28 protein-coding genes are annotated in these 18,933 nt (G+C 68.7%); 16 read left to right on the forward strand and 12 right to left on the reverse strand.

Going from position 1 to position 18,933, the window contains the following annotated elements; all coding sequences use genetic code 11:
* Window positions 1-70: 70 nt before the first annotated feature.
* Both ASF51_RS17115 and ASF51_RS17120 read right to left on the reverse strand, forming a co-directional pair.
* Window positions 71-781, reverse strand: coding sequence for an ABC transporter ATP-binding protein (locus ASF51_RS17115; RefSeq protein ID WP_055932805.1), 711 nt, complete (start codon window positions 779-781; stop codon window positions 71-73).
* A complete protein-coding gene (locus ASF51_RS17120; RefSeq protein ID WP_055932808.1) occupies window positions 778-1,860 on the reverse strand; it encodes an ABC transporter permease in 1,083 nt (360 codons plus the stop codon). Before ASF51_RS17120 ends, ASF51_RS17115 begins: the two co-directional genes overlap by 4 nt.
* Before the next feature lie 163 nt (window positions 1,861-2,023).
* Between ASF51_RS17120 and ASF51_RS17125 the strand changes: the two genes are divergently transcribed.
* The gene (locus ASF51_RS17125; RefSeq protein WP_055932812.1) at window positions 2,024-3,211 is read left to right on the forward strand and encodes a sensor histidine kinase; all 1,188 of its coding nucleotides are present in this window, start codon (window positions 2,024-2,026) and stop codon (window positions 3,209-3,211) included.
* A complete protein-coding gene (locus ASF51_RS17130) occupies window positions 3,208-3,834 on the forward strand; it encodes a response regulator (protein ID WP_055932815.1) in 627 nt (208 codons plus the stop codon). Before ASF51_RS17125 ends, ASF51_RS17130 begins: the two co-directional genes overlap by 4 nt.
* A gap of 97 nt (window positions 3,835-3,931) precedes the next feature.
* On the opposite strand, the gene ASF51_RS17135 is transcribed toward ASF51_RS17130, so the two are convergent.
* On the reverse strand, window positions 3,932-4,300 hold the full coding sequence (locus tag ASF51_RS17135) for a nuclear transport factor 2 family protein (RefSeq protein ID WP_055932819.1): 369 nt from the start codon (window positions 4,298-4,300) through the stop codon (window positions 3,932-3,934).
* A 144-nt stretch (window positions 4,301-4,444) separates the two neighbouring features.
* Window positions 4,445-4,930 (reverse strand): MarR family winged helix-turn-helix transcriptional regulator, encoded by a 486-nt coding sequence (locus ASF51_RS17140; RefSeq protein ID WP_055932822.1) that lies wholly within the window; start codon window positions 4,928-4,930, stop codon window positions 4,445-4,447.
* Window positions 4,931-5,018: 88 nt separating this feature from the next.
* Between ASF51_RS17140 and ASF51_RS17145 the strand changes: the two genes are divergently transcribed.
* Window positions 5,019-5,810: an SDR family NAD(P)-dependent oxidoreductase gene (locus tag ASF51_RS17145; protein WP_055932825.1), complete on the forward strand. Its 792-nt coding sequence runs from the start codon at window positions 5,019-5,021 to the stop codon at window positions 5,808-5,810.
* A gap of 8 nt (window positions 5,811-5,818) precedes the next feature.
* Here the strand turns inward: ASF51_RS17145 and ASF51_RS17150 are convergent, their stop codons facing one another.
* On the reverse strand, window positions 5,819-6,079 hold the full coding sequence (locus tag ASF51_RS17150; RefSeq protein ID WP_235497300.1) for a DoxX family protein: 261 nt from the start codon (window positions 6,077-6,079) through the stop codon (window positions 5,819-5,821).
* A gap of 131 nt (window positions 6,080-6,210) precedes the next feature.
* On the opposite strand from ASF51_RS17150, the gene ASF51_RS17155 reads away from it, so the two are divergent.
* Window positions 6,211-6,603 (forward strand): helix-turn-helix domain-containing protein, encoded by a 393-nt coding sequence (locus tag ASF51_RS17155; protein WP_055932831.1) that lies wholly within the window; start codon window positions 6,211-6,213, stop codon window positions 6,601-6,603.
* Complete coding sequence (locus ASF51_RS17160) at window positions 6,600-7,103, forward strand: hypothetical protein (protein WP_055932834.1); 504 nt, start codon at window positions 6,600-6,602, stop codon at window positions 7,101-7,103. The genes ASF51_RS17155 and ASF51_RS17160 overlap by 4 nt, the downstream gene beginning before the upstream one ends.
* 1 nt (window position 7,104) lies before the next feature.
* Here ASF51_RS17160 and ASF51_RS17165 read toward each other — a convergent pair whose 3' ends face one another.
* The gene (locus ASF51_RS17165) at window positions 7,105-7,941 is read right to left on the reverse strand and encodes an alpha/beta fold hydrolase (protein WP_055932837.1); all 837 of its coding nucleotides are present in this window, start codon (window positions 7,939-7,941) and stop codon (window positions 7,105-7,107) included.
* Between the two features lie 107 nt (window positions 7,942-8,048).
* Here ASF51_RS17165 and ASF51_RS17170 point away from each other — a divergent pair, with 107 nt between their 5' ends.
* Window positions 8,049-8,630, forward strand: a complete 582-nt coding sequence (locus tag ASF51_RS17170; protein ID WP_055932840.1) for a TetR/AcrR family transcriptional regulator — start codon at window positions 8,049-8,051, stop codon at window positions 8,628-8,630.
* 14 nt (window positions 8,631-8,644) lie between these two features.
* Here ASF51_RS17170 and ASF51_RS17175 read toward each other — a convergent pair whose 3' ends face one another.
* Together ASF51_RS17175 and ASF51_RS17180 are read right to left on the reverse strand one after the other, a co-directional pair.
* The gene (locus ASF51_RS17175) at window positions 8,645-9,319 is read right to left on the reverse strand and encodes a GntR family transcriptional regulator (protein WP_055932843.1); all 675 of its coding nucleotides are present in this window, start codon (window positions 9,317-9,319) and stop codon (window positions 8,645-8,647) included.
* A complete protein-coding gene (locus ASF51_RS17180) occupies window positions 9,300-10,229 on the reverse strand; it encodes a DMT family transporter (RefSeq protein WP_055933582.1) in 930 nt (309 codons plus the stop codon). Before ASF51_RS17180 ends, ASF51_RS17175 begins: the two co-directional genes overlap by 20 nt.
* Before the next feature lie 76 nt (window positions 10,230-10,305).
* Here ASF51_RS17180 and ASF51_RS17185 point away from each other — a divergent pair, with 76 nt between their 5' ends.
* From ASF51_RS17185 to ASF51_RS17195, 3 genes are read left to right on the forward strand one after another with little or no spacing between them, the layout of a single operon-like run.
* On the forward strand, window positions 10,306-10,638 hold the full coding sequence (locus ASF51_RS17185) for a PadR family transcriptional regulator (RefSeq protein ID WP_055932846.1): 333 nt from the start codon (window positions 10,306-10,308) through the stop codon (window positions 10,636-10,638).
* Window positions 10,635-11,246 (forward strand): hypothetical protein, encoded by a 612-nt coding sequence (locus ASF51_RS17190; protein ID WP_055932849.1) that lies wholly within the window; start codon window positions 10,635-10,637, stop codon window positions 11,244-11,246. The genes ASF51_RS17185 and ASF51_RS17190 overlap by 4 nt, the downstream gene beginning before the upstream one ends.
* 20 nt (window positions 11,247-11,266) lie before the next feature.
* Window positions 11,267-12,103 (forward strand): zinc-ribbon domain-containing protein, encoded by an 837-nt coding sequence (locus ASF51_RS17195; RefSeq protein ID WP_055932850.1) that lies wholly within the window; start codon window positions 11,267-11,269, stop codon window positions 12,101-12,103.
* A 34-nt stretch (window positions 12,104-12,137) separates the two neighbouring features.
* Here the strand turns inward: ASF51_RS17195 and ASF51_RS17200 are convergent, their stop codons facing one another.
* Genes ASF51_RS17200 through ASF51_RS17210 form a run of 3 tightly spaced genes read right to left on the reverse strand, consistent with a single transcriptional unit; the run spans window position 12,138 to window position 13,678 of the window.
* Window positions 12,138-12,329 (reverse strand): hypothetical protein, encoded by a 192-nt coding sequence (locus tag ASF51_RS17200; RefSeq protein ID WP_157412207.1) that lies wholly within the window; start codon window positions 12,327-12,329, stop codon window positions 12,138-12,140.
* Between the two features lie 40 nt (window positions 12,330-12,369).
* Complete coding sequence (locus ASF51_RS17205) at window positions 12,370-13,020, reverse strand: TetR/AcrR family transcriptional regulator (RefSeq protein ID WP_055932856.1); 651 nt, start codon at window positions 13,018-13,020, stop codon at window positions 12,370-12,372.
* 10 nt (window positions 13,021-13,030) lie between these two features.
* Window positions 13,031-13,678 carry a hypothetical protein gene (locus ASF51_RS17210; protein WP_055932859.1) on the reverse strand — a complete coding sequence of 216 codons (648 nt, stop codon included), beginning with the start codon at window positions 13,676-13,678 and terminating at the stop codon, window positions 13,031-13,033.
* Between the two features lie 128 nt (window positions 13,679-13,806).
* On the opposite strand from ASF51_RS17210, the gene ASF51_RS17215 reads away from it, so the two are divergent.
* Window positions 13,807-14,055 carry a DUF4287 domain-containing protein gene (locus ASF51_RS17215; RefSeq protein WP_055933584.1) on the forward strand — a complete coding sequence of 83 codons (249 nt, stop codon included), beginning with the start codon at window positions 13,807-13,809 and terminating at the stop codon, window positions 14,053-14,055.
* A gap of 194 nt (window positions 14,056-14,249) precedes the next feature.
* Here ASF51_RS17215 and ASF51_RS19720 read toward each other — a convergent pair whose 3' ends face one another.
* Complete coding sequence (locus ASF51_RS19720; RefSeq protein WP_369797328.1) at window positions 14,250-14,666, reverse strand: winged helix-turn-helix transcriptional regulator; 417 nt, start codon at window positions 14,664-14,666, stop codon at window positions 14,250-14,252.
* Window positions 14,667-14,688: 22 nt separating this feature from the next.
* On the opposite strand from ASF51_RS19720, the gene ASF51_RS17225 reads away from it, so the two are divergent.
* The 6 genes from ASF51_RS17225 to fabZ are packed head-to-tail and all read left to right on the forward strand — an operon-like array spanning window position 14,689 to window position 18,931.
* Window positions 14,689-15,594 (forward strand): ABC transporter ATP-binding protein, encoded by a 906-nt coding sequence (locus ASF51_RS17225; protein ID WP_235497301.1) that lies wholly within the window; start codon window positions 14,689-14,691, stop codon window positions 15,592-15,594.
* Window positions 15,591-16,466, forward strand: coding sequence for an ABC transporter permease (locus tag ASF51_RS17230; RefSeq protein ID WP_055932865.1), 876 nt, complete (start codon window positions 15,591-15,593; stop codon window positions 16,464-16,466). The genes ASF51_RS17225 and ASF51_RS17230 overlap by 4 nt, the downstream gene beginning before the upstream one ends.
* On the forward strand, window positions 16,463-17,449 hold the full coding sequence (locus tag ASF51_RS17235) for an ACP S-malonyltransferase (RefSeq protein ID WP_055932868.1): 987 nt from the start codon (window positions 16,463-16,465) through the stop codon (window positions 17,447-17,449). The genes ASF51_RS17230 and ASF51_RS17235 overlap by 4 nt, the downstream gene beginning before the upstream one ends.
* Window positions 17,439-18,188 (forward strand): SDR family NAD(P)-dependent oxidoreductase, encoded by a 750-nt coding sequence (locus ASF51_RS17240; protein ID WP_055932871.1) that lies wholly within the window; start codon window positions 17,439-17,441, stop codon window positions 18,186-18,188. The genes ASF51_RS17235 and ASF51_RS17240 overlap by 11 nt, the downstream gene beginning before the upstream one ends.
* A 15-nt stretch (window positions 18,189-18,203) precedes the next feature.
* Window positions 18,204-18,494, forward strand: coding sequence for a phosphopantetheine-binding protein (locus ASF51_RS17245; RefSeq protein WP_055932873.1), 291 nt, complete (start codon window positions 18,204-18,206; stop codon window positions 18,492-18,494).
* Window positions 18,491-18,931, forward strand: coding sequence for a 3-hydroxyacyl-ACP dehydratase FabZ (gene fabZ / locus ASF51_RS17250; RefSeq protein WP_055932877.1), 441 nt, complete (start codon window positions 18,491-18,493; stop codon window positions 18,929-18,931). Before ASF51_RS17245 ends, fabZ begins: the two co-directional genes overlap by 4 nt.
* Window positions 18,932-18,933 lie beyond the last annotated feature (2 nt).

Consider the following 18,933-nt stretch of genomic DNA (forward strand, 5'->3'; position numbering starts at 1 on the left):
ACCGCTGAGGTGCAGCAAACGGCCCTTCTCCCAAGCGAGGAAGGGCCGTTTGCTGCATCTCGCGCCCGAGTTACGCCGGGACCGCCGCCGCATGCGCCTCGACCAGTGCGCCGTCGACCAGGCGCAGCACCCCGTGCATCCGGGGCAGGTGCACGAGGTCGTGCGTGACGAGCAGGGTGCTCGTGTCGAGCTCGTCCGTGAGCCGCAGAATGAGCTCGATGATGCCGGCGCCCCGCTCCTGGTCGAGCGCGCTCGTCGGCTCGTCGACCAGCAGAACGGCCGGGTCGTTCATCAGGGCGCGGGCGATGTTCACCCTCTGCCGTTGCCCGCCCGACAGCTGGTGGGGCCGCTTGTGCCGCTGGTCGGCCAGGCCGACGGCATCCAGAAGCGTCGCTGCGCGACCGGATGCGACGGCGCGGCTCCGGCGCGCGGCCCGCGTGCCGCGGCCGCCGAGTTCGTTCATAACAACGAGCTGCTCCAGCGCGGTGAGCGACGGGATCAGGTTGGACTGCTGGAAGACGATGCCGATCTTCTCGCGGCGCAGCTCGGTCGCCTCGGCGGCGCTCAGCCGACCCGCGTCGATTCCGTCGATGAGCACCTCGCCCGAGTCGGGCCGGATGAGCGTGGCCGCGACGGCGAGCAGGCTCGACTTGCCCGAGCCGCTGGGCCCCGTGATGCCGGTGACGGTGCCCGGATGCGCGACGAGTGACACATGGTCGATCGCGGTGATGCGGCTCTCGCCGTCGGGAAAGGTGAGGGTGACGTCGTTCAGGCGGATCATCGGGTGCTCCCTAGGGCGGTGAGGGGGTCTGCGGAGGTGATGGAGCGGAGCGCGAAGGCGGCCCCGGCGAGGCCGAGAACGATCATGATCGCCCCGGGCAGCACGGTGGTCACGGGGCTCAGGAGGAACGGGAGCGCGGAGCCCGCGAGCAGCCCGAGCGCGGTGACGATGCCGAGGCCGACCGCGATGCCCGCGACCAGAACGATGAGGGCCTGGCCCAACGCATCCGTTCGCAGAGATCGCGTGCTGGCTCCGAGCGCCTTGAGAACGGCGATGTCGCCCTGCCGCTGCATGGTCCAGACGGTGAAGAACGCGCCGATCACGAGCCCGGAGATGCCGAAGAGCATCGCCACCATGAGCAGCAGCGACCCGATCTCCGAGCGGAACGCGCTCAGCGCGGTGAGTGAACCGACGATGCTCTCCGAGACGGTCGCGGTGGCCGTGTCGGCGGCGGCCCAGTCGGGCGTTCCGGATGCGGCGAGCACGGTCGCGTAGCTGTCGGGGCTGCCGGTGGCCGCCGCGTAGGCCTGCCAGTCGGTAAGGGTCATCCAGACGACGGGGGTGTGGCTGTACCAGGCGTCGCCGCCGACGGTCTCGACGGCGTAGTCCGTGCTGCCGATCGTCACGGTGTCGCCCGCGCCGACCCCGAGTTGCTTCGCGGCCGGCGCCGACAGGCTGACGACGCCGCTGCGGGTCGGCGCATTCCGGGCAAAACCGGGCTGCATATCGGAACCGGGCTGCACCCCGAAGACGGCGATCGCCGTCCGGCTGTCGCCCGCCTCGGCACGGGTCTGACTGATGCCGATCGGCAGCACAGAGGTGACACCGGCAGTCGAGGCCCAGGCCTCGGCCTGCTGCCTCGTGATCGCCGAGTCGGTATAGCTCGGGCTCTCGCCGGCGCTGCTCGAGAAGACGATGCGGTCGCCAGGGAGCTGGAGGATCGCCGAGATGTTCTGGGTGGCGAGCCCTCCGGTGAGGCCGCTGAGGAACCCGACGAGGATGGTGATGAGGGCCACGACCGAGCCGATCAGAATGAACCGGCCCCGGGCGAAGCGCAGGTCGCGGAGGGCGACGAACATGGAGTGTCCTTTCGTGCCACCGGTGCGGTGACCTCTCTCACTTTTCCCTGGGACCGGCGCCGTGGCATCCGTCTGACGCACGGCCGCACGCGACCGATCGGCGGGCGGGGGAGTCGTCCTTTCGGACGATGCGGCGGCCGGGCCGACGCGTAGAGTTCGATTCATGGCCCACACCGCGCTCACCCCCGTTTTCGTGGGTCTGCGCACCGGTCTTCATGCGCTCTTCGTCGCACTCGCGGGGCTGGTCGTCGTGCGCGCGATCGCGGTTCCGACCGCTGCGAGCGCCGCGGTCGTCGCGCTGGCGATTCTGCTGATCGCCACCTACGCGGCCGGGGGGTTCGTGGCCAGGATCGCGCGCGGTCGAGGCCGACCGCCCGCGCTGGCGTGGCTCGCCGCGCTGACCGTCGAATGGATCGCCCTGCTGTGGTTGACGCCCGAGGCCGCCTATCTCGTCTTCCCGATGTTCTTCCTCTTTCTGCATCTGCTCGGGCGGTGGTGGGGTTCCGGGGCGATCGTGATCGCGACCGTCGTCGCGATCTGCGCCCTGGGCATCCATGGCGGGTGGAGCGTCGGCGGAGTCGTCGGCCCGATCGTGGGCGCCGGTGTCGCCCTGCTCATCGGCCTCGGATACCAGGCCCTCGCCCGGGAGGCGCAGCAGCGCGAGGCCCTGGTTCAGGAGCTCCTGGCGACCCGCGGACAGCTCGCCGCCACGGAACACGAGTCGGGTGTGCTCGCCGAACGCGCCCGGCTCGCCCGCGAGATCCACGACACCCTCGCCCAGGGCCTGTCGAGCATCCAGATGCTGCTGCACGCCGCCGAACGGGCCGACCCCGAGCGACCGGGCGTGGAGCACATCCGGCTCGCCCGCGAGACCGCGGCCGACAACCTGGCCGACGCCCGACGCTTCATCAGCGAACTGACGCCTCCGCAGCTCGACGACAACGGCCTCGGCGGGGCGCTTCGTCGACTCGCGTCGGGCCCGTGGCTGACGCAGGGCCTGCAGGTGACCGTGCGCGTCTCCGATGGCGCCCCGCTTCCGATGCACCTGCAGACCGGGCTTCTACGCATCGCCCAGGGCGCGGTGGCGAACATCATCCAGCACGCCAACGCCACGGCCGCCACTATCGCCCTCGAGGTGCAGGATCGTCGCCTGCGGTTCAGCATCGTCGACGACGGCACGGGCTTCGACCCGGGGCGGGTTCCGGATGCGCGGGGCGGCCGGTCCGATTCGTTCGGCCTGCAGGCGGCCAGGGAACGCGTCGGCCAGCTCGGCGGTGTGTTGACTGTGGACTCATCGCCCGGGAGCGGCACGACGCTCGCGGTCGAACTCGCCCTCGAGAACGCCTCGTGATAAGGATCGTCGTCGCCGACGACCATCCCATCGTGCGCGCGGGCCTGATCGCGCTCTTCGGCCTCGAAGACGACATCGAGGTCGTGGCCGAGGCGGCGACTCCCGACGAGGCTGTCGCCGCGACCGTGCACAAAAACCCGGATGTCGTTCTTATGGATCTGCAGTTCGGCGCCCGGTCGCGGGCCACGGGCGCCGACGCGACCCGTCGCATCCGGGCCCTCGACGCTGCACCCTACGTGCTGGTGCTCACGAACTACGACTCCGATGCCGACATCCTGGGTGCCGTCGAGGCCGGCGCCAGTGGGTACCTGCTCAAGGATGCGCCGCCGCACGAGCTCATCGCCGCCGTGAGAGCGGCTGCCGCGGGCGAGAGTGCCCTCGCCCCGGTGATCGCGTCGCGCCTGCTGAGCCGCATGCGGGCGCCCCAGGCGAGCCTGAGCTCTCGGGAGATCGAGGTTCTCGAGCTCGTGGCTTCCGGCCGCTCTAACACCGAGGTCGCCGGCGATCTCTTCGTGAGCGAGACCACGGTCAAGTCGCACCTCGCCCACATCTTCACGAAGCTGGGCGTGAGCTCGCGCACCGCGGCCGTCTCGGCGGCCCGCACCCGAGGCATCCTGCGCTGAATCTTGGCCCGAGCGAGGCGAACGGGAGGAGATTCGTCACATCGACGCGCTATTCGCGACGGATGCGCTCAGCTCCTCCCGTTTGAGCGCTGCGCGGTCATTCGGGCTCAGTGATCTCGACGAGCAGGGTGCGAAGGCCGCTGATGCGTCCGTCGCGCACGGTGACGATGTCGAGGCCGCGCACGACCGGTGAGCCCGCCGGGCCGAAGGCCCACGGCAGGGCGCCGGTCTCGGCAGACTCGTAGTGGATGCCGTCGGTCACGAACTCGAAGTCGGCGGGCGCCGTGGCGAGCAGGTCGCCCGCCTTCTCGTCGAGCGCATCGCGCCCGACGGCGGTGCCCTCGGGATCGGTGAACTCGACATCGTCTGTGTAGGTCTCGTCGATCACGCGTCTGCGATCCGCGGCGTCGCGGTTGTTGAAGACGCCGAAGAGATTCGCGTCGAGCAGTTCGTGCACGGTGGCCATGGTCGAGTCCTCATCGTTCGTCGGGAGTGATGGTGTGCTCCATTATTCGCGCGGGCAAGGTGAACGGGCGGAGATTCGTCGATCCGACGCGCTATTCGCGACGGAGATCCTCTCCTCCGCCCGTTCGAGCCTGGACGACGGCGGCTACCGCGGCGCCCACCCACCGTTCTCGCGGATGGCGCGCTGGATGCGCTCGCTGATCGCGCGCAGCTGCTGCTTCTGAGCGCTGGTGAGGGGGTCGAGCACGAGCGCTCTGACATTCCGCTCGTGCAGGGGAGTCGCGCGCTCGAACACCTCGAGACCCTGTGCGGTCAGCAGCGCAAGCGTCGATCGCCCGTCGGCGGGGTCGCGCGTGCGGCTGATCCATCCGCGCCCTTCGAGGCGGGTGGCCGCTCGCGACAGCCGCGAGAGCGAACTGTTCGCGTAGCCCGCGAGCACGCTCATGCGAAGGGTTCGCTCGGGCGACGTGGCCAGTGCGTAGAGGATGCCGTACTCGAAGTGGGTGAGGTCGACGTCGCGCGCGAGCCCGGCATCGAGTGCGGGCGGCAGCCACTCCAGAACGGTTGCGAGCGCCGCCCACGTCGCCAGATCGTCGCCGGTGAGAGGTGATGCGTCGGACTCGTCGTTCATGTTCCCACGCTACCTCTTTAGTTGCTCAGTCAAGTTAATTCATCTACCTTTTACTTACCCAGTCAAGTAAAAAGAGGACAAAACCCCCATGGATCTGCAACTCGCCGACAAACGCGCCTTCGTCAGCGGCTCGACCCAGGGCATCGGATATGCCATCGCGAAGGCCCTGCTCCAGGAGGGCGCCGAGGTCGTGATCAACGGTCGGGATGACGCACGGGTGGACGCATCGGTGCGAAAACTGGGCCGCGAGGTCTCCGGTGCCCTCGTCACGGGGATCGCCGCCGACTTCTCAGACGTTGCCGACGTGCAGCGACTGATCGAGTCGATCGGTCGTGTCGACATCCTGATCAACAATGTGGGCCTCTTCGACGTGACGCCCTTCGCCGACGTCACGGATGCCGACTGGTCGCGCTACCTCGACGTCAACCTGATGAGCGGGGTGCGTCTGTCGCGGGCCCTGCTTCCGCACATGCTCGCCGAGGGGTGGGGTCGCATCCTGTTCATCTCGAGCGAATCGGGCGTGAATGTGCCCGCCGACATGGTGCACTACGGCGTGACCAAGGCGGCCACGATCGCTCTGGGCAACGGCCTGGCCAAACTGACCCGCGGCACAGCTGTGACGGTCAATACGATCCTCGGCGGCCCGACCTACTCCGACGGGGTCGCGGCGACCGTGGAGAGCATCGCGCAGGCTCAGGGGTTGCCGACTGAGCAGCTGAAGGCGGCGATCATCGGTGCGAACCACACCTCTCTGCTCGAGCGCTTCATCGACGCCGATGAGATCGCCCGCCTCGCCGCCTACCTGGCGAGCCCGCGCTCGTCGGCGACGAACGGAGCGGCCCTCCGCGCCGACGGCGGAGTGCTGACGACGCTGCTGTAAACGCGACATCACAGCCAGATGGTCGAGAGCCACGCCACGATCGCCGCCGCCACGGCCAGTGCGAGGTTCATCCAGATCGTGTCGTGTCGGCGAAGGTGGACCACGGCGGCTCCGAGCTGCACGGCGAACAGCCCGACGGCCGCGGCGAGGCTCAGCCACGGCAGGATGCCGACGAGCGGCGGCACGACGAGCCCGATCGCTCCCAGCACCTCGACCAGGCCGATGGCGCGAACCGCGCCGAGGGGCATGTCGTCGACCCACTGCATCATCGGCCGCCGATCCAATAGGCGATCAGCATGGCGGCCCTCTCTCATGGTTACGCTTGGTAAGCATCGCCAGTATGGGCGCTTCAATAGAGCCCTACAAAAGGCACACGTGTGTAACGGTGGAGAGGTCGAGGGTGTCGGACTACGAGAACGTCTGCCTGATCCGCGGCGATCAAGGGCGGGCCATCCGGTCTCTGCTCGACCGGATCGCCGACAAGTGGACCCTGCTGGTCATCGCGACCCTCGACGACCAGCGCCTGCGCTTCACGGAGCTGCAGCGTCGCATCCCGGACGTCTCGCAGCGCATGCTCTCCCGCACGCTGATGCACCTCGGAAGAGACGGCCTGGTCACTCGAACGGCCTACGCCGAGGTGCCGCCCCGCGTCGAATACGAGCTCACACCGACCGCCAAGACCCTGCTGCCGCATGCCATCGCGCTCGCGGACTGGGCAGTGAACAACATCGTCGACGACGACGTTCCGGCTGGCGAGACGGTGCCCGTTGACGACTCCCAGCGCGAGTCGTGAGCCCGCTCACAGCGCTTCGACGACGCCCCACGGTCGTGCTCGCGATCGTGTGCGTCGCTCTGCTCGTGGCCATCGTGGCTGCCGGCCTGATCGTCTCATCGTCGGTGAGGTCGCTCTCGGTCGACGACGTCACGACGGAGGTGACGACCGGCATGGACGATCTGCAGGAGCAGCTTCCTGCATCGGCCGTCGTCTCTGCCGACGAGACCACACGAAGCGATCCGTGCCCGGATGGCGGGCCCGGTCGGCTCATCAGCGTCGAGCGCACGATCGTGACCGCCGACGGCTTCGATCTCACAGGCTGGACGCGCGAGCTGTCGGCGAAGTACAGCTCGATGGAGGGCTGGAGCGCGACCCTCGAGCCCGTCGGATCGACCGACACCGTGGAGCTCACCCTCGCGAACCGCTCTCTGATGCTGTTCACGCTCCGCGCGGGAACGCAGGAGCATCCGCAGGATCTGCTGATGAGCGCCACCTCGCGTTGCTCCTCCGGCGACTGACTCAGGCGCTGGGGAGCGCCTTCAGGAAGGCGAGGATCGCGTCGGAGGTGATCTTCGGCTGCTGGGCCTGGGGGTAGTGGCCGGCCTCCGGCACCATCACGACCTTCGCTGCGAGCGCGTCGCCGATGAAGGCGGCCTCGGCTGCGGGGTTCTTGAAGTCGGGATCCTTCTCGCCCATGATCACCAGCGTAGGTGCCGCCACCGATGCGAGCTTGGCCTCGGCGGGGTCGTGGTCGGTCTGCCGAGTGGTCAGGGAGAAGGCCTTGCCGTAGGCGCTGCGCTTCAGGCTGGATACGACGGCCGCGCGGTACTCGGTGAAGTCGTCGGGCTTGCGTCCGGCGTAGAGGGTGGGCATGTAGGCCTTCCAGACCCCGGCGATCCAGAGCGGGTTCATCATCAGCCTGAACGCGCCGAGCAGGAGCGCGTTCGCGGGCGGGTTGCGCACGAACGGGCCCACGAGCACGAGTCCGTCGACCTGGGCCGGATGCTCGGCCGCGACGATCACGGCCGCTCCGGCGGCCAGGGAATTGCCGACGATCACGGCCGGCCTGCCGAGCTCGGTGACGAGGGCCTGGATGTCGCCCGCGGTCGCGACATCGCCGTATGCCGTGAACGAGGTGTCGCTGTCGCCGTGGCCGCGGAGGTCTGTCGTAGCGACCGTGTAGCCGGCGGCGACGAGCGACGGGGTGAGGTGGCGGTACGACGAGCGCAACTCGCCCATTCCCGGAACGAGGACGAGGAGCGGGCCGGAGCCCTGGATGTCGTAGGCGACGCGGCCTTCGGGGCGGGAGACGAACTGGGTGACGGGCGAAGAGGCAGAGGAGGAAGTGGAAGTCATGAAGCTACTGTGCATCTCCGTTTGGCTAATGTCAATAGCTAAAGCTGAAAAGCTATTGACATTAGCCCGCCCTGCGGGTCACTCTTGGATCATGAATAGACGAGCACGTGCCTAGGGCCGGCCTGACCCGAGACCGCGTTGCCGAAGAGGCGGCCGTGATGGCCGACGAGGTGGGGCTCGCGAAGCTCACGCTCGCTGCCCTCGCCGACAGGCTCGGAGTGCGCCAACCCTCTCTCTACAAGCACATCGACTCCATGGCCGGCCTGCAGCGCGACATGGCCGTGCACGCCAAGCGCGACCTGGGCGGGGTGCTGGCGCGCGCATCGGTCGGCCGTTCGGGCGCCGACGCGATCTCGTCGATGTCTCACGCCTATCGCGACTGGGCGCGCGCCCACCCGGCGCGGTACGAGGCATCCAATCTCATGCCGGCGCCCGGCGACGTCGAAGACGAGGCCGTGTCGCTCGAGGCGGTGCAGCTCATCGCCGATGTGCTCGCCGCCTACAACCTCGAGGGAGACGACGCCATCGACGCGATCCGTGCCTTCCGCGCGACGCTGCACGGGTTCGTCTCACTCGAGACCAGCGGCTCGTTCGCCTTGGCCGCCGACGTCGACCGCAGCTTCGACCGCCTCGTGCGCGGCTTCATCGCCGCCCTCGCCCAGTGGACGGGCGACACCGCAGCGAGCTGACGTGGCCGGGTCGGTCAGTCGGCATCGGGCGACGACCGTGCCGCGCGAATGAGTGCGGTCGAGTGGTCGAGGTGGGCGCGAACCGCGCTGCCGCCCGAGCTCATAATGTCGACGAGGTAGGCGCGGTGCTCGTGCGCGAGCGCACCCGGGGGATAGTCGGGCCGGACGTGCGCGAGCAGGAGGAGGATCTCCGACTCGAGGAGCCGGTGAGCCTCGGCGATGCGCGGACTGCCCGCGGCGGCGACAATCGTGCGGTGAACCAGGGCGTGGGCGCGCGTGATCGCGGGCCAGTCGCCGGATGCCTCGGCCCGGGCGAGATCGTCGACGGCCGCGTCGATCGGCATGGTCACCTCGTCGGGCCATGCGCTGCCGTGGGTCTCCGTCGTGAGCCGCACGGCCTCTGTCTCGAGAGCTCCTCGAAGCTGTTGCAGCGCGATGAGCGAGGCGTCGTCGAGGGCGGCGACGCGCGCGCCCCGATAGGCAGCGGCCTCGACGATGCGCTCGGCCGCCAGGGCTGCGAGGGCTGTGCGCACCGTGTGCCGAGAGACTCCGTGCCGCAGGGCCAACTCCTCTTCGCGCAGCGGGGCTCCCGGCGCGACCTCTCCGTCGAGGATGCGGGCGCGCAGCGCATCGGCCAGCTGCGTGGCCGTGGTGGGCCCCACCTGCTCGTCACGGCGTCGCGGTGTCACGGAGAAGTCCTTTCCGTCGTGCGGGAAGCGTGAGGATCGTCAGTCCCACCGCCATGATGATGAGCCCGACAACGGCGGGGGCGGAAAGGGTCTCGCGCAGAACGATCAGGCCCAGCAGCGTGGCGACGAGCGGTTCCGCCAGCGTCAGGGAGGCGACCGTCGTGGGGGCGAGGCGCTTGAGCCCCCAGCCGAAGAGGAGATAGGCGACCACGATGGTGACCACGCCGAGCCACAGCACGAGCACGATTCCCGACGGCGTCGCAATCCACGCCAGCGAGGTGCTGAGCAGCACCGGCACGCTGAAGACCGCGGCGACACCGAAGACGGCACCCATCGAGGCCGACGTACTCCACCCCCTGTCGAGGAGGAGCTTGCTCGCGATGGCGTAGACCGCATACGACGCGCCGGCGCCGAGCGACGCCAGGATGCCTGCGGGAACGATCTGCTGTCCGCTCCCGTTGCCCGCGACCCCTGACACGAGAACGACGCCGACCAAGGCGATGGCCGTGGCCACCGCCCATCGTGATGTCGGTCGGCTGCGGCGGATGACCGCGTTGAGTACTCCCGTGAACACGGGGGCGGAGCCCAGGGCGATGACGGTTCCGACGGCGACCCCGTTGAGCCGGGTTCCCGCGAAGAAGGTCGGCTGATAGGCCAGAACTCCGAGGGCCCCGACGATGACGATGACCCAGCTCGGCACAGCCCCGTCGCGGCGCTCACGATCCGAGCTCTGCTGGCGTCCCCGCCTGAGTAGCGCGACGAGCGCGATGGCCCCGAGGAGACCGCCGCCGACGAGCACGCGGGCCGCGCCGATCGACAGTGCCGAGCCGTCGACGTCTGCGAGCGCCTGGGCGGTGCCCGTCGTGGCGAAGCAGAGGGCCGCGAACAGCACGGCGAAGACAGCGGTCATGGGGAACATTGTTACACAATCAGCATGTCCAGCTCATCCTTGCATCTATCATGCATAACAAGGTAACGTGCAAAGCATGACAGTGGATGTGGGTGCCCAGCTGCGCAAGGGCGTGGTGGAGTTCTGCGTGCTCGGGTTGCTCGAGCGCGAGCCGATGTACGGCTGGCAGCTCTCCGATCGACTCGTGAAAGCGGGCATGATCGCCAGCATCGGCACGCTCTATCCCATGCTCTCGCGCCTGCGAAACCAGGGTCTCGTCACGGCCTACGACGAGGCATCTGCTTCAGGCCCCGTGCGCAAGTACTACCGGCTCACCGCCGAGGGCGACGCGCAGCTCGAGACCTTCCGGCTCCAATGGGGCCCCTTCGCCGCCACTGTGCACGACCTCGTCGGAAAGGACGAATCATGACCCAGAATTCCTCGAACCCCGTGACCGCCTACCTCGCCCGGCTCGACTCGGCTATGGCCGGCGTCGAACCGAGCGTGCGCGCAGAGATCGTGTCGGGTATCCGCGAAGAACTCGCCGGACTCGACCCGGCAGATGCCGCGGCCCGCATCGCCGACCTGGGCGATCCCGCCCTCATCGCGGCCGAGGCCCGCGCTGGAACGACCGCGCCCGTCGCCGAACCCGCCCCAGGCCGAACCCTCTCGATCGTGGCGGTGCTCGTGCTCATCGTCGGCAGCTTCGCGGTTCCCGTGCTGGGCGCGCTCGTCGGCCTGATCTGGGTCTCGCTCTCGGCCGCCTGGTCGCGCCGCGAGAAGCTCGTGATGTGGCTGGTTCCCGTCGTGTCGGTGGTGGTCATTCTGGCCGTCGTGGCCGTGCTCGAGGCCCTGAATCCGGATGCCACGGCGCCCACCCTGCCCCTCGGGTTCGCGGGGGTCTCGCACCTCGCGCTTCTGATTCCGTTCGTCGTGCCGCCGATCGAGGGCATCGTGCTGCTCGTCCGTGCGCACAGGAGGGGCTGGCGGCCCGAGGCGCTTATCGCGAACCGGGGCGGTGTCGGAGGCCCCGCCTAGATTCTTCAGCGGGAGGTGCGGTGCCGGAGAACGTGCAGGCCTGGTGGTCGCGACGCCAGTGGTCGAAGGGCGCCGAGGTGCCCTACGCCGTGGGCGCCTACCGCGACGACTGGCAGCGTTATCCCGTGCTCGCCCGCCAGTTCCACCCCGACCTCAACGCCGGCATCGTGCTCACCCAGATACCGCCCGCCGCCGACGTCTACCTCACCTGGCAGTGCGACGCCGGGCACGTCTTCGTGGCCACGCCCGACGAGCAGCGCACCCGTCCGGGCCGCACCCGACGCCGATCGTCGTGGTGCCCCGACTGCTCCGCGCTCGCCGCGCCCCGTCGCATCCGCACCGCAGACACGCCGCCGCGGGCGGCCTCGAAACCGGATGCGCGACGCGTCGCGACCGCTCGGGCGCCGCAGAGCGGCCGCGTGCCGGGCGAGGCCTTCGTCAGCGACCGCGCGCCGCGACCGAGCTCGGCCGCCGAGGGCGCCCTGCGTCAGAAGCTGGCGCGCAGGCTGCCGCTCGATATGACCCCCAACGCTGTGGCGGTCTCGCGACCGTTCTTCGACCGGGCGGAGGTGTGGCCCGACATCGTCATCCCCGACCTGAAGGTGGCGATCGAGTACGACACCATCGGCAAGTTCGGCCTCGAGCACGTGGGCACCCGTGAGGCCGTCGACCGCCGCAAAGACCGACTGCTGCGCGAGGTGGGGTGGCAGGTCATCCGCATCCGCTGCGGCGCCCTGCAACCTCTCGGCCCGCACGACGTGGCGGCATCCGGGGTCAATGCGGCGCTGATCGAGCGCGTGCTCGACGAGCTGCGGGTCATCCGCGGGGCGTTGTTCGTCGAGGCGTACCTCGCCTGAGCCGGTGCGACGCGCGGCGTCACCCCGGACCGGGCTATCTGAGTTCGCCGCGGCGGGAGTAGATGAGCGTCACGAAGCCGTAGCCGAAGAGGCCGCCGCCGATCCACGTCAGAACGTGGAGCGCGGAAGGGCCGCCGTTGAGGTCGAGGACGAGGCCGATCGCCCCCATCACGATGCCGATGATGACCATGGTGACGCCGATGGAGCGCCGAGTCGCGGTGTTCATGACGACGAGCATAGTGACGTGTCGAGCGGGCGTCACGCACTCATTTCGAGGCAGGTGCGGGGTCGGGCAATTGCTCGGCGAGGGTGAGCAGTTGCTGGCTCGTCCAGTTCGACCACTGCTGCGGCGACCAGCCCCGTGAGCGGGTGAAGTGCAGGTAGGCGTCGGCTCCCGTGACGTAGCTGAGCACATCTGCGGCGGCGGCGACACTCGATTCGGGGATGCGACCGCGGCCCGCGAACCAGTGCGCCGCGATGGTCATGTCCCTGTGGCGGCGCTGCTCGAGCTCGTCGTACGCCGCTCGCACAGCCGTATCCGCGTCGGCGGCCGCGGACATCGCTTTGACGATGCCCGCGGCCCGCTGATTCGCTGCCCCGAGGAACTCGACGTAGCGCCGGACTGCCGTCTCGAAGTCGGGCTCGCTCATGATCGCCGCCATCGATGGCCGGTCGGCGAGGGAGTGCGCGCCCTCGTCTCCGGCGAACGCCACCTCGAAGGCGGCGATCAGCAGGGAGTGCTTGCCGCCCTGCTGTTGGACGGTCGGAAGGGACACCTGCGCCTCGTCGGCGATGGCCCGCAGCGACGTGGCGGCGTAGCCGTCGCGTACGAACAGCTTCTCGCCGGCCGCGATGATCGCCGCTCGCGTGGAGGCGGCATCCGCCTCTCGTCGAGGTGATCGATATGCGCGGGCCATGGCAACGACGCTACCGGTGATGACGAGGGGTGTAGGCGATGAACACGATGCCCACGACGATCTGCGTGACCGTCGAGACGAGGTGAGCCGACGTGGCGACCTCGGTGCTGTCGGTCGCGTTGCCCACGACACCGGTGACGATGGCGACGACGGTGAGGGCTAGAAGCGCCCAGCGCGCCGACCCGGTTGCGACGCCCGCACGAACGATCACCAGAGAGCCGACGAGAAGCAGCACCAACTGGGCGAGGCCCAGGCCCGTCGTCAGAGACAGCACGCCGGAGTAGTCGTCGACGGCGGGCATGGCGTACACAACGACGAAGTACACGATCTGGCTCGTGAGGAAGAGGCCTCCGAAGCCCAGGAGCGCGAACCGCCCCAGCAGAGATCGACCGACCGCGCCGGCATCGCCCGTGGCTCCGCCGGTCAGCGGAACCATCGCGGCCGCGTGGATGATCGTGCTGGCCAGGAAGGTGACGGCGAACAGGCCGAGAACTCCGCTGTTCGGGTCATCGAGAAGCGGGATCTCGAGCAGCGTCGCGATGAGCAGGAGTGCACCGCCGGTCGCAATTCCGATCCCGCTCCAGAGCGACCACGCCGGCCGAGGCGTGCTCCTGCCTGTCGTGTCATTCATGCCGGCCTTCGCCTCGAGGGTACTCATCACTGCATCTCCATTCGCTTGTACAACAACATATTGAATATGTCATAGTAATTACGAACTGGCAATGACGCGATTCTCTGCTTGCGTCAGTGCGTGCGCAGCTCGGCCCGGCCGAATATCGTGTCTCCATGAGCCCAGACCGCGTTCTCGCCCCGCAGCAGCCCACCGACGGTTCCAAGCTGAAGGGGCCGGCGTCGTACTTTCCGAGTATCGAGAAGACCTACGGCAAGCCGATCCAGGAGTGGCTCGATCTCGTGAGTGCGCAGCTCGCCGACAACACGCACATGCAGGTGGTGTCGACGCTGAAGGCGGATCACGGCCTGGGCCACGGTCACGCCAACGCGATCGTCGCCTACGTGAAGGCGGCCCAGAAGTAGCGACGGCCGACCGTACCCGGCCGATGGCCCATTGAGGTGCGGGAATGTGTCGTCTGACCGGCACGCGAGGCGGCCATATCCCGCACCTCAGCGCTCCGCGGACCGCCTTGACTCAGTCTTGGGGAACGGATTGTCCACCCCGCGACCGTTCGTTGGTCAGTTTCGCGGGCTGCTCGGGTGAGCCGCACTCAGTCTTACTTGGTCGGTTTCCGCTGTCGGATGTCGTGCTCGCGGTGGTGTCGAGCGACCGCCGCGCTGCTGGCTTGAACCCAGGTTGCCAAGGCGATTGCGGGGAGTGCTGCTTCGTGGCCAAGGAGGGTGAGCTCGTAGTCGACGCGTGGCGGAATGGTCGGGTAAGGGGTGCGGGTCACAAGCCCTGAGCGTTGCTCCGAGGGGTCCGGTCCCGTGCCGCGTTCCAGCCGCGCGTAGTAGTCGGTCGACATGTGGCTGAGCGCCCACGACCTGCCGATCCACCCCTGTCGCCCGGCGGTCTTTATGTTCGCCCGAAGAAACTTAATCGACAAAATGAGGCATAAACGCATTAGGTCTGTTAGCCTCATTCTGTCGTCGGGGGACGAGGGCTCGCACCGGTCATTCCGGGCGCCCCTCATCAACCCTGAGGAGCTGTCCAGAGTGATTCGCGTCGCCCACCTCACCAAGAGGTATGGCCCTGTCACCGCCGTGAACGACCTGTCGTTCGATGTGCCCGCCGCGAGTGTCTTCGCCTTTCTCGGCACGAACGGCGCGGGCAAGAGCACGACCATCTCCTGCCTGACCACCGTCGCGACAGCCGACTCCGGAAGCATCGAGATCGACGGCCTGCGGGTCGGACGAGACGACGACGCGATCCGACGCAAGATCGGCGTGGTCTTCCAGTCGTCGCTGCTCGATCCGAGCCTCACGGTCAGAGAGAACCTGCGCGACCGTGCGTCGTTCTACGGGCTGAGCGCGACCGACTGCGCCACGCGCATCCGGCAGCTCGCCGAGCAGGTCGACCTCACCGACTTTCTCGACCGCCCCTACGGCCCGCTCTCGGGCGGCCAGAAGAGGCGGGCCGACATCGCCCGGGCGCTCATGCACGATCCGGTGCTGCTGTTCCTCGACGAACCGACGGCGGGTCTCGACCCGCAGAGCCGTGAGCAGGTCTGGCAGACCATCCACGAGCTGCGACAGACGAAGGGGCTCACCGTCTTTCTGACCACGCACTACATGGAGGAGACGGAGGAGGCCGACCTGGTGTCGATCATCCACGCGGGGTCGCTGGTGGTGCAGGGCACTCCGGCTCAGCTTCGAGCGGCGCACAGCTCGAGCGTGCTCTCGGTCACGTCGAGCGACATCGCGGCGGTGATGCGCGCCTGCGCCGATGCCTCGCTCACCTGCACGGTCTCGGGAGACGGCGGCCGCATCGTCGTGCCCGACTCGGCCTCTGCCCTCGACTTCGTGAACCGCCATCGCTCGATCGTCGACGACTTCGAGTTCCGGCACGGCACGATGGACGACGTCTTCCTCTCTGTCACGGCGACGGGAGGCCGAGCATGAGCGCCTGGATCCTGGCCCGCCGCAACCTGCGCATCTTCTTCCGTGACAGGGCAGGCGTCTTCTTCTCGCTGCTCTCGGCCCTCATCCTGATCGCCCTCTACGCCCTGTTCCTCGGCGGTCTCCAGGTCGACAACCTCGCCGAACGCTTCACGAACGCATCGACGGGCGAGATCCAGGCCTTCGTCGACGCCTGGGTATTCGCGGGAATCACGATGATCACGACGCTGACGACCGGCCTGGCCGCGCTGAGCGTGTTCGTCGAAGACTCCGCCAGCGGCCGCTTCAAAGACTTTCTGGTGTCGCCGATGCGACGGTCGAGCATCATCTTCGGCTACATGATCTCGAGCTTCGTCGTCGCCGTGATCATGACCGCTGTGGTGGTCGCCGTCTCGCAGGTCTACACGCTCCTGCGGGGCGATGAGCCCATGACCCCGCAGAGCCTGCTGCTCACGGCCGCCTATGTGGTCGTGGCAGCCGCCGCGTTCTCCGCGGTGTCGGGCTTCGTGGTCACGTTCCTCACGTCGAACAGCGCATTCGCCGCGCTCAGCACCATCGTCGGCACGATCATCGGATTCCTCGCGGGGGCGTACATTCCCGCGGGAACCCTGCCCGTCGCCGTGGTGAACGTCATGAACGCCCTTCCCTTCGCCCAGGCGGCGATGCTGCTTCGGCAGCCCTTCACCGGCGAGGCCGCGCAGGCCCTGACGAGCGGCAACGCCACCGCCGAGGCGGCGCTGAATGAGTTCTACGGCATCGCGATCTCTGTGGGCGACCTCGAGGTGTCGAACGGGTTCGCGCTCGCCGAACTCGCCGTGCTCTTCGCCGTGTTCGCCGTGCTGTCCGCCCTCCGGCTCGCGAAGCGCATCCGATGACCGCCGCCGAAGCAACGCGCACGAGCAGCATCGGGCTCTTCCCGGGGCAGGGCAGCCAGTTCGTCGGTATGGGCGCGGGCCTGGTCGGTCGTTTCGCCGAGGCCGCCGCGGTCTTCGACGAGGCCTCTGATTCGATCGACAGCGACCTGCGGGCCCTGTGCTGGCAGTCGTCGGCCGCCGAGCTCGCCGCGACCGAGAACGCACAGCTTGCCATCGCGGTCTGCTCGGTCGCTGCCTGGCGGGTGTGGACCGCGAACCGGCACGACGCCGAGCCCGAGGCGGTGGCCGGACACAGTGTGGGTGCGCTGCCGGCCGCGATGGCCAGTGGTCACCTCACCTTGCGCGACGGCATCCGGCTGGTGCGCACCCGCGCGCGGCTCATGGGCGGCGTTCCGAGAACGGGATCGATGCTCGCCGTGTCGGTCACGTCAGACACGATGCTTCAGGATGTTCTGGCGAACGCCGACCGGTTCTCTCTCGACATCGCCGCCCGCAACGGGGCGAGGCAGGTCGTGCTCAGCGGATCTGTCGGCGGTGTGGAGGCGGCCAAGGCCTACTTCGGCGCCCGCTCGCGTGCGCTCGACGTGAGCAACGGGTTCCACTCGCGGGTGATGGACCCGGTCGTCGACGCCTGGAGCCAGGCCGTCGCAGGGGCCCCGTTCTCAGACGGCGAGGGCGCAGACGGCGCGGGCGCAGACGGCGAGGGCCCGGCGTATGTGGCCTCGACGACCGGCCTAGTCGCGTCGAACACCGCCGACGTGACGCGCGACCTCATCACGGGTCTCCGGCGCACGGTGCGCTGGGACCTGGTGATCGGCGACGCTACTCGCGCCCGGTGGATCACGTTCGGCCCCGGTGGCGCGCTCGCGAGATTCGGCCGAGGCCTGGTGCGGGCCGACGACATCACGAACGTCGACGACTCGTTCGCGGGCGGTTCGTCTGCTCCTAGTTCCTCCGTCGAACGGCGGGCTCATGCGCGCTGAGGTGCACGACACGGGGATCGCGCTCGTCTTCGGAGGCTCGCGGGGAATCGGGCGCGCGGCAGCCGAGCGGCTCGCGGAGTGCGGACTGGCCGTCGTGGTCGCCTTCCGTTCCGACGAGACGGCCGCGCTCGACGCGGTCACGAGCATCCGGCAGGCCGGAGGCCGGGCCGAGGCCCTGCGTGCCGACGTCTGCGACGAGGCCGCCGTTCGGGGTGCCTTCCGGGCGGTCGCCGCCATGGAGGGGGTGCTGCGCACGGTGGTCTTCAGCGCGGGGGTCACCTCGGACGGCCTGCTTGCCACGATGTCGGCCGAGAGCTGGAGGCGGGTGATCGACACCAATCTGACCGGTGCTTTCCACGTGAGCCGGCAGTCAGTGAAGGCAATGCGCAAGACCGGGGGCTCGATCGTTCTCGTGAGCTCGACCTCGGGCATCAGCGGCCAGCCCGGGCAGGGCAACTACAGCGCGAGCAAGGGCGGAATCAATGCGCTCACCCAGTCGCTGGCGAAGGAGGTCGCCGGTCTCGGCATCCGGGTCAATGCGGTGGCGCCCGGTTTCACCGACACCGACATGCTTCGGCGAATGGATGCGAAGGCGCGAGCGGAGTACGCGGCTCTCATTCCGCTCGGACGCGTGGCCGACCCCCGGGAGGTCGCGTTCGCCATCGAGTTCCTCGCCGGCCCGCAGTCGTCGTACACAACAGGACAAATACTCGCGGTCGATGGTGGCATCACCGCCTGAGATGAAGGAATCCGAATGAGCACGTTCACTGAGATCCACGCCCTCGCCGAGCAGCGCTCGGCCCTCAACGCCCGCCTGCGGTCACTCCTCGTGGAGGGGCTGGAGCTTCCGATCGTCGCAGGGATGATCGAAGACGACCAGCCGCTCTTCGGCCGCGGCCTCGAACTCGACTCGCTCGACACTCTCGAGATCGTCAGCCTGGTCGAGGAGGAGTTCGAGGTCTACATCACCGACGACGACAAGTCGGTCTTCGGCTCGATCAACAAGGTCGCCGACTACATCGTCGCGAACCGACCGCGCCCGTGAGCACGGTGCTGACCGCGGCGCAGATCCTGCGCAGGCTGCCGCACCGGCATCCGTTCGTGATGCTCGACGCGGTCACCGAACTGGTGCCGTCGCAGTCGGGCGCGGCGCTCAAGAACATCTCGATCTCCGATCCGGTGTTCGCGGGACATTTTCCGGGCGAACCCATCTACCCGGGCGTGCTGCTGATCGAAGCGGCGGGCCACCTCTGCGGACTGGTCATGGCCGACCTCGACGAGCCCGCCGCCCCGGCGATCGGCTACCTCGCGTCGGTCAAGCGGTTTCGCTTCGTGACGCTCGTGCGCCCGGGAGATCAGGTGCGCATCCGGGCGACGGCCGGCACCCGGTTCGGCGGAATGACCGACTTCTCGGTAGCGCTCAGCGTGAACGGCGCAGACGTCGCCTCGGGGTCGCTCGTGATCGCGCTGCCGAACTCGTAGCC

The organism is Agreia sp. Leaf283 (assembly GCF_001422485.1).
Classification (GTDB): Bacteria; Actinomycetota; Actinomycetes; order Actinomycetales; family Microbacteriaceae; genus Agreia.

Bases quoted from the DNA above. Each gene is read 5' to 3' on its own strand.
- ASF51_RS17115 (WP_055932805.1), bottom strand. From the start codon at position 781: ATGATCCGCCTGAACGACGTCACCCTCACCTTTCCCGACGGCGAGAGC.
- ASF51_RS17120 (WP_055932808.1), bottom strand. From the start codon at position 1,860: ATGTTCGTCGCCCTCCGCGACCTGCGCTTCGCCCGGGGCCGGTTCATT.
- ASF51_RS17125 (WP_055932812.1), top strand. From the start codon at position 2,024: ATGGCCCACACCGCGCTCACCCCCGTTTTCGTGGGTCTGCGCACCGGT.
- ASF51_RS17135 (WP_055932819.1), bottom strand. From the start codon at position 4,300: ATGGCCACCGTGCACGAACTGCTCGACGCGAATCTCTTCGGCGTCTTC.
- ASF51_RS17140 (WP_055932822.1), bottom strand. From the start codon at position 4,930: ATGAACGACGAGTCCGACGCATCACCTCTCACCGGCGACGATCTGGCG.
- ASF51_RS17145 (WP_055932825.1), top strand. From the start codon at position 5,019: ATGGATCTGCAACTCGCCGACAAACGCGCCTTCGTCAGCGGCTCGACC.
- ASF51_RS17150 (WP_235497300.1), bottom strand. From the start codon at position 6,079: ATGATGCAGTGGGTCGACGACATGCCCCTCGGCGCGGTTCGCGCCATC.
- ASF51_RS17165 (WP_055932837.1), bottom strand. From the start codon at position 7,941: ATGACTTCCACTTCCTCCTCTGCCTCTTCGCCCGTCACCCAGTTCGTC.
- ASF51_RS17180 (WP_055933582.1), bottom strand. From the start codon at position 10,229: ATGACCGCTGTCTTCGCCGTGCTGTTCGCGGCCCTCTGCTTCGCCACG.
- ASF51_RS17185 (WP_055932846.1), top strand. From the start codon at position 10,306: ATGACAGTGGATGTGGGTGCCCAGCTGCGCAAGGGCGTGGTGGAGTTC.
- ASF51_RS17190 (WP_055932849.1), top strand. From the start codon at position 10,635: ATGACCCAGAATTCCTCGAACCCCGTGACCGCCTACCTCGCCCGGCTC.
- ASF51_RS17200 (WP_157412207.1), bottom strand. From the start codon at position 12,329: ATGAACACCGCGACTCGGCGCTCCATCGGCGTCACCATGGTCATCATC.
- ASF51_RS17205 (WP_055932856.1), bottom strand. From the start codon at position 13,020: ATGGCCCGCGCATATCGATCACCTCGACGAGAGGCGGATGCCGCCTCC.
- ASF51_RS17210 (WP_055932859.1), bottom strand. From the start codon at position 13,678: ATGAGTACCCTCGAGGCGAAGGCCGGCATGAATGACACGACAGGCAGG.
- ASF51_RS17215 (WP_055933584.1), top strand. From the start codon at position 13,807: ATGAGCCCAGACCGCGTTCTCGCCCCGCAGCAGCCCACCGACGGTTCC.
- ASF51_RS19720 (WP_369797328.1), bottom strand. From the start codon at position 14,666: ATGAGGGGCGCCCGGAATGACCGGTGCGAGCCCTCGTCCCCCGACGAC.
- ASF51_RS17230 (WP_055932865.1), top strand. From the start codon at position 15,591: ATGAGCGCCTGGATCCTGGCCCGCCGCAACCTGCGCATCTTCTTCCGT.
- ASF51_RS17235 (WP_055932868.1), top strand. From the start codon at position 16,463: ATGACCGCCGCCGAAGCAACGCGCACGAGCAGCATCGGGCTCTTCCCG.
- ASF51_RS17240 (WP_055932871.1), top strand. From the start codon at position 17,439: ATGCGCGCTGAGGTGCACGACACGGGGATCGCGCTCGTCTTCGGAGGC.
- ASF51_RS17245 (WP_055932873.1), top strand. From the start codon at position 18,204: ATGAGCACGTTCACTGAGATCCACGCCCTCGCCGAGCAGCGCTCGGCC.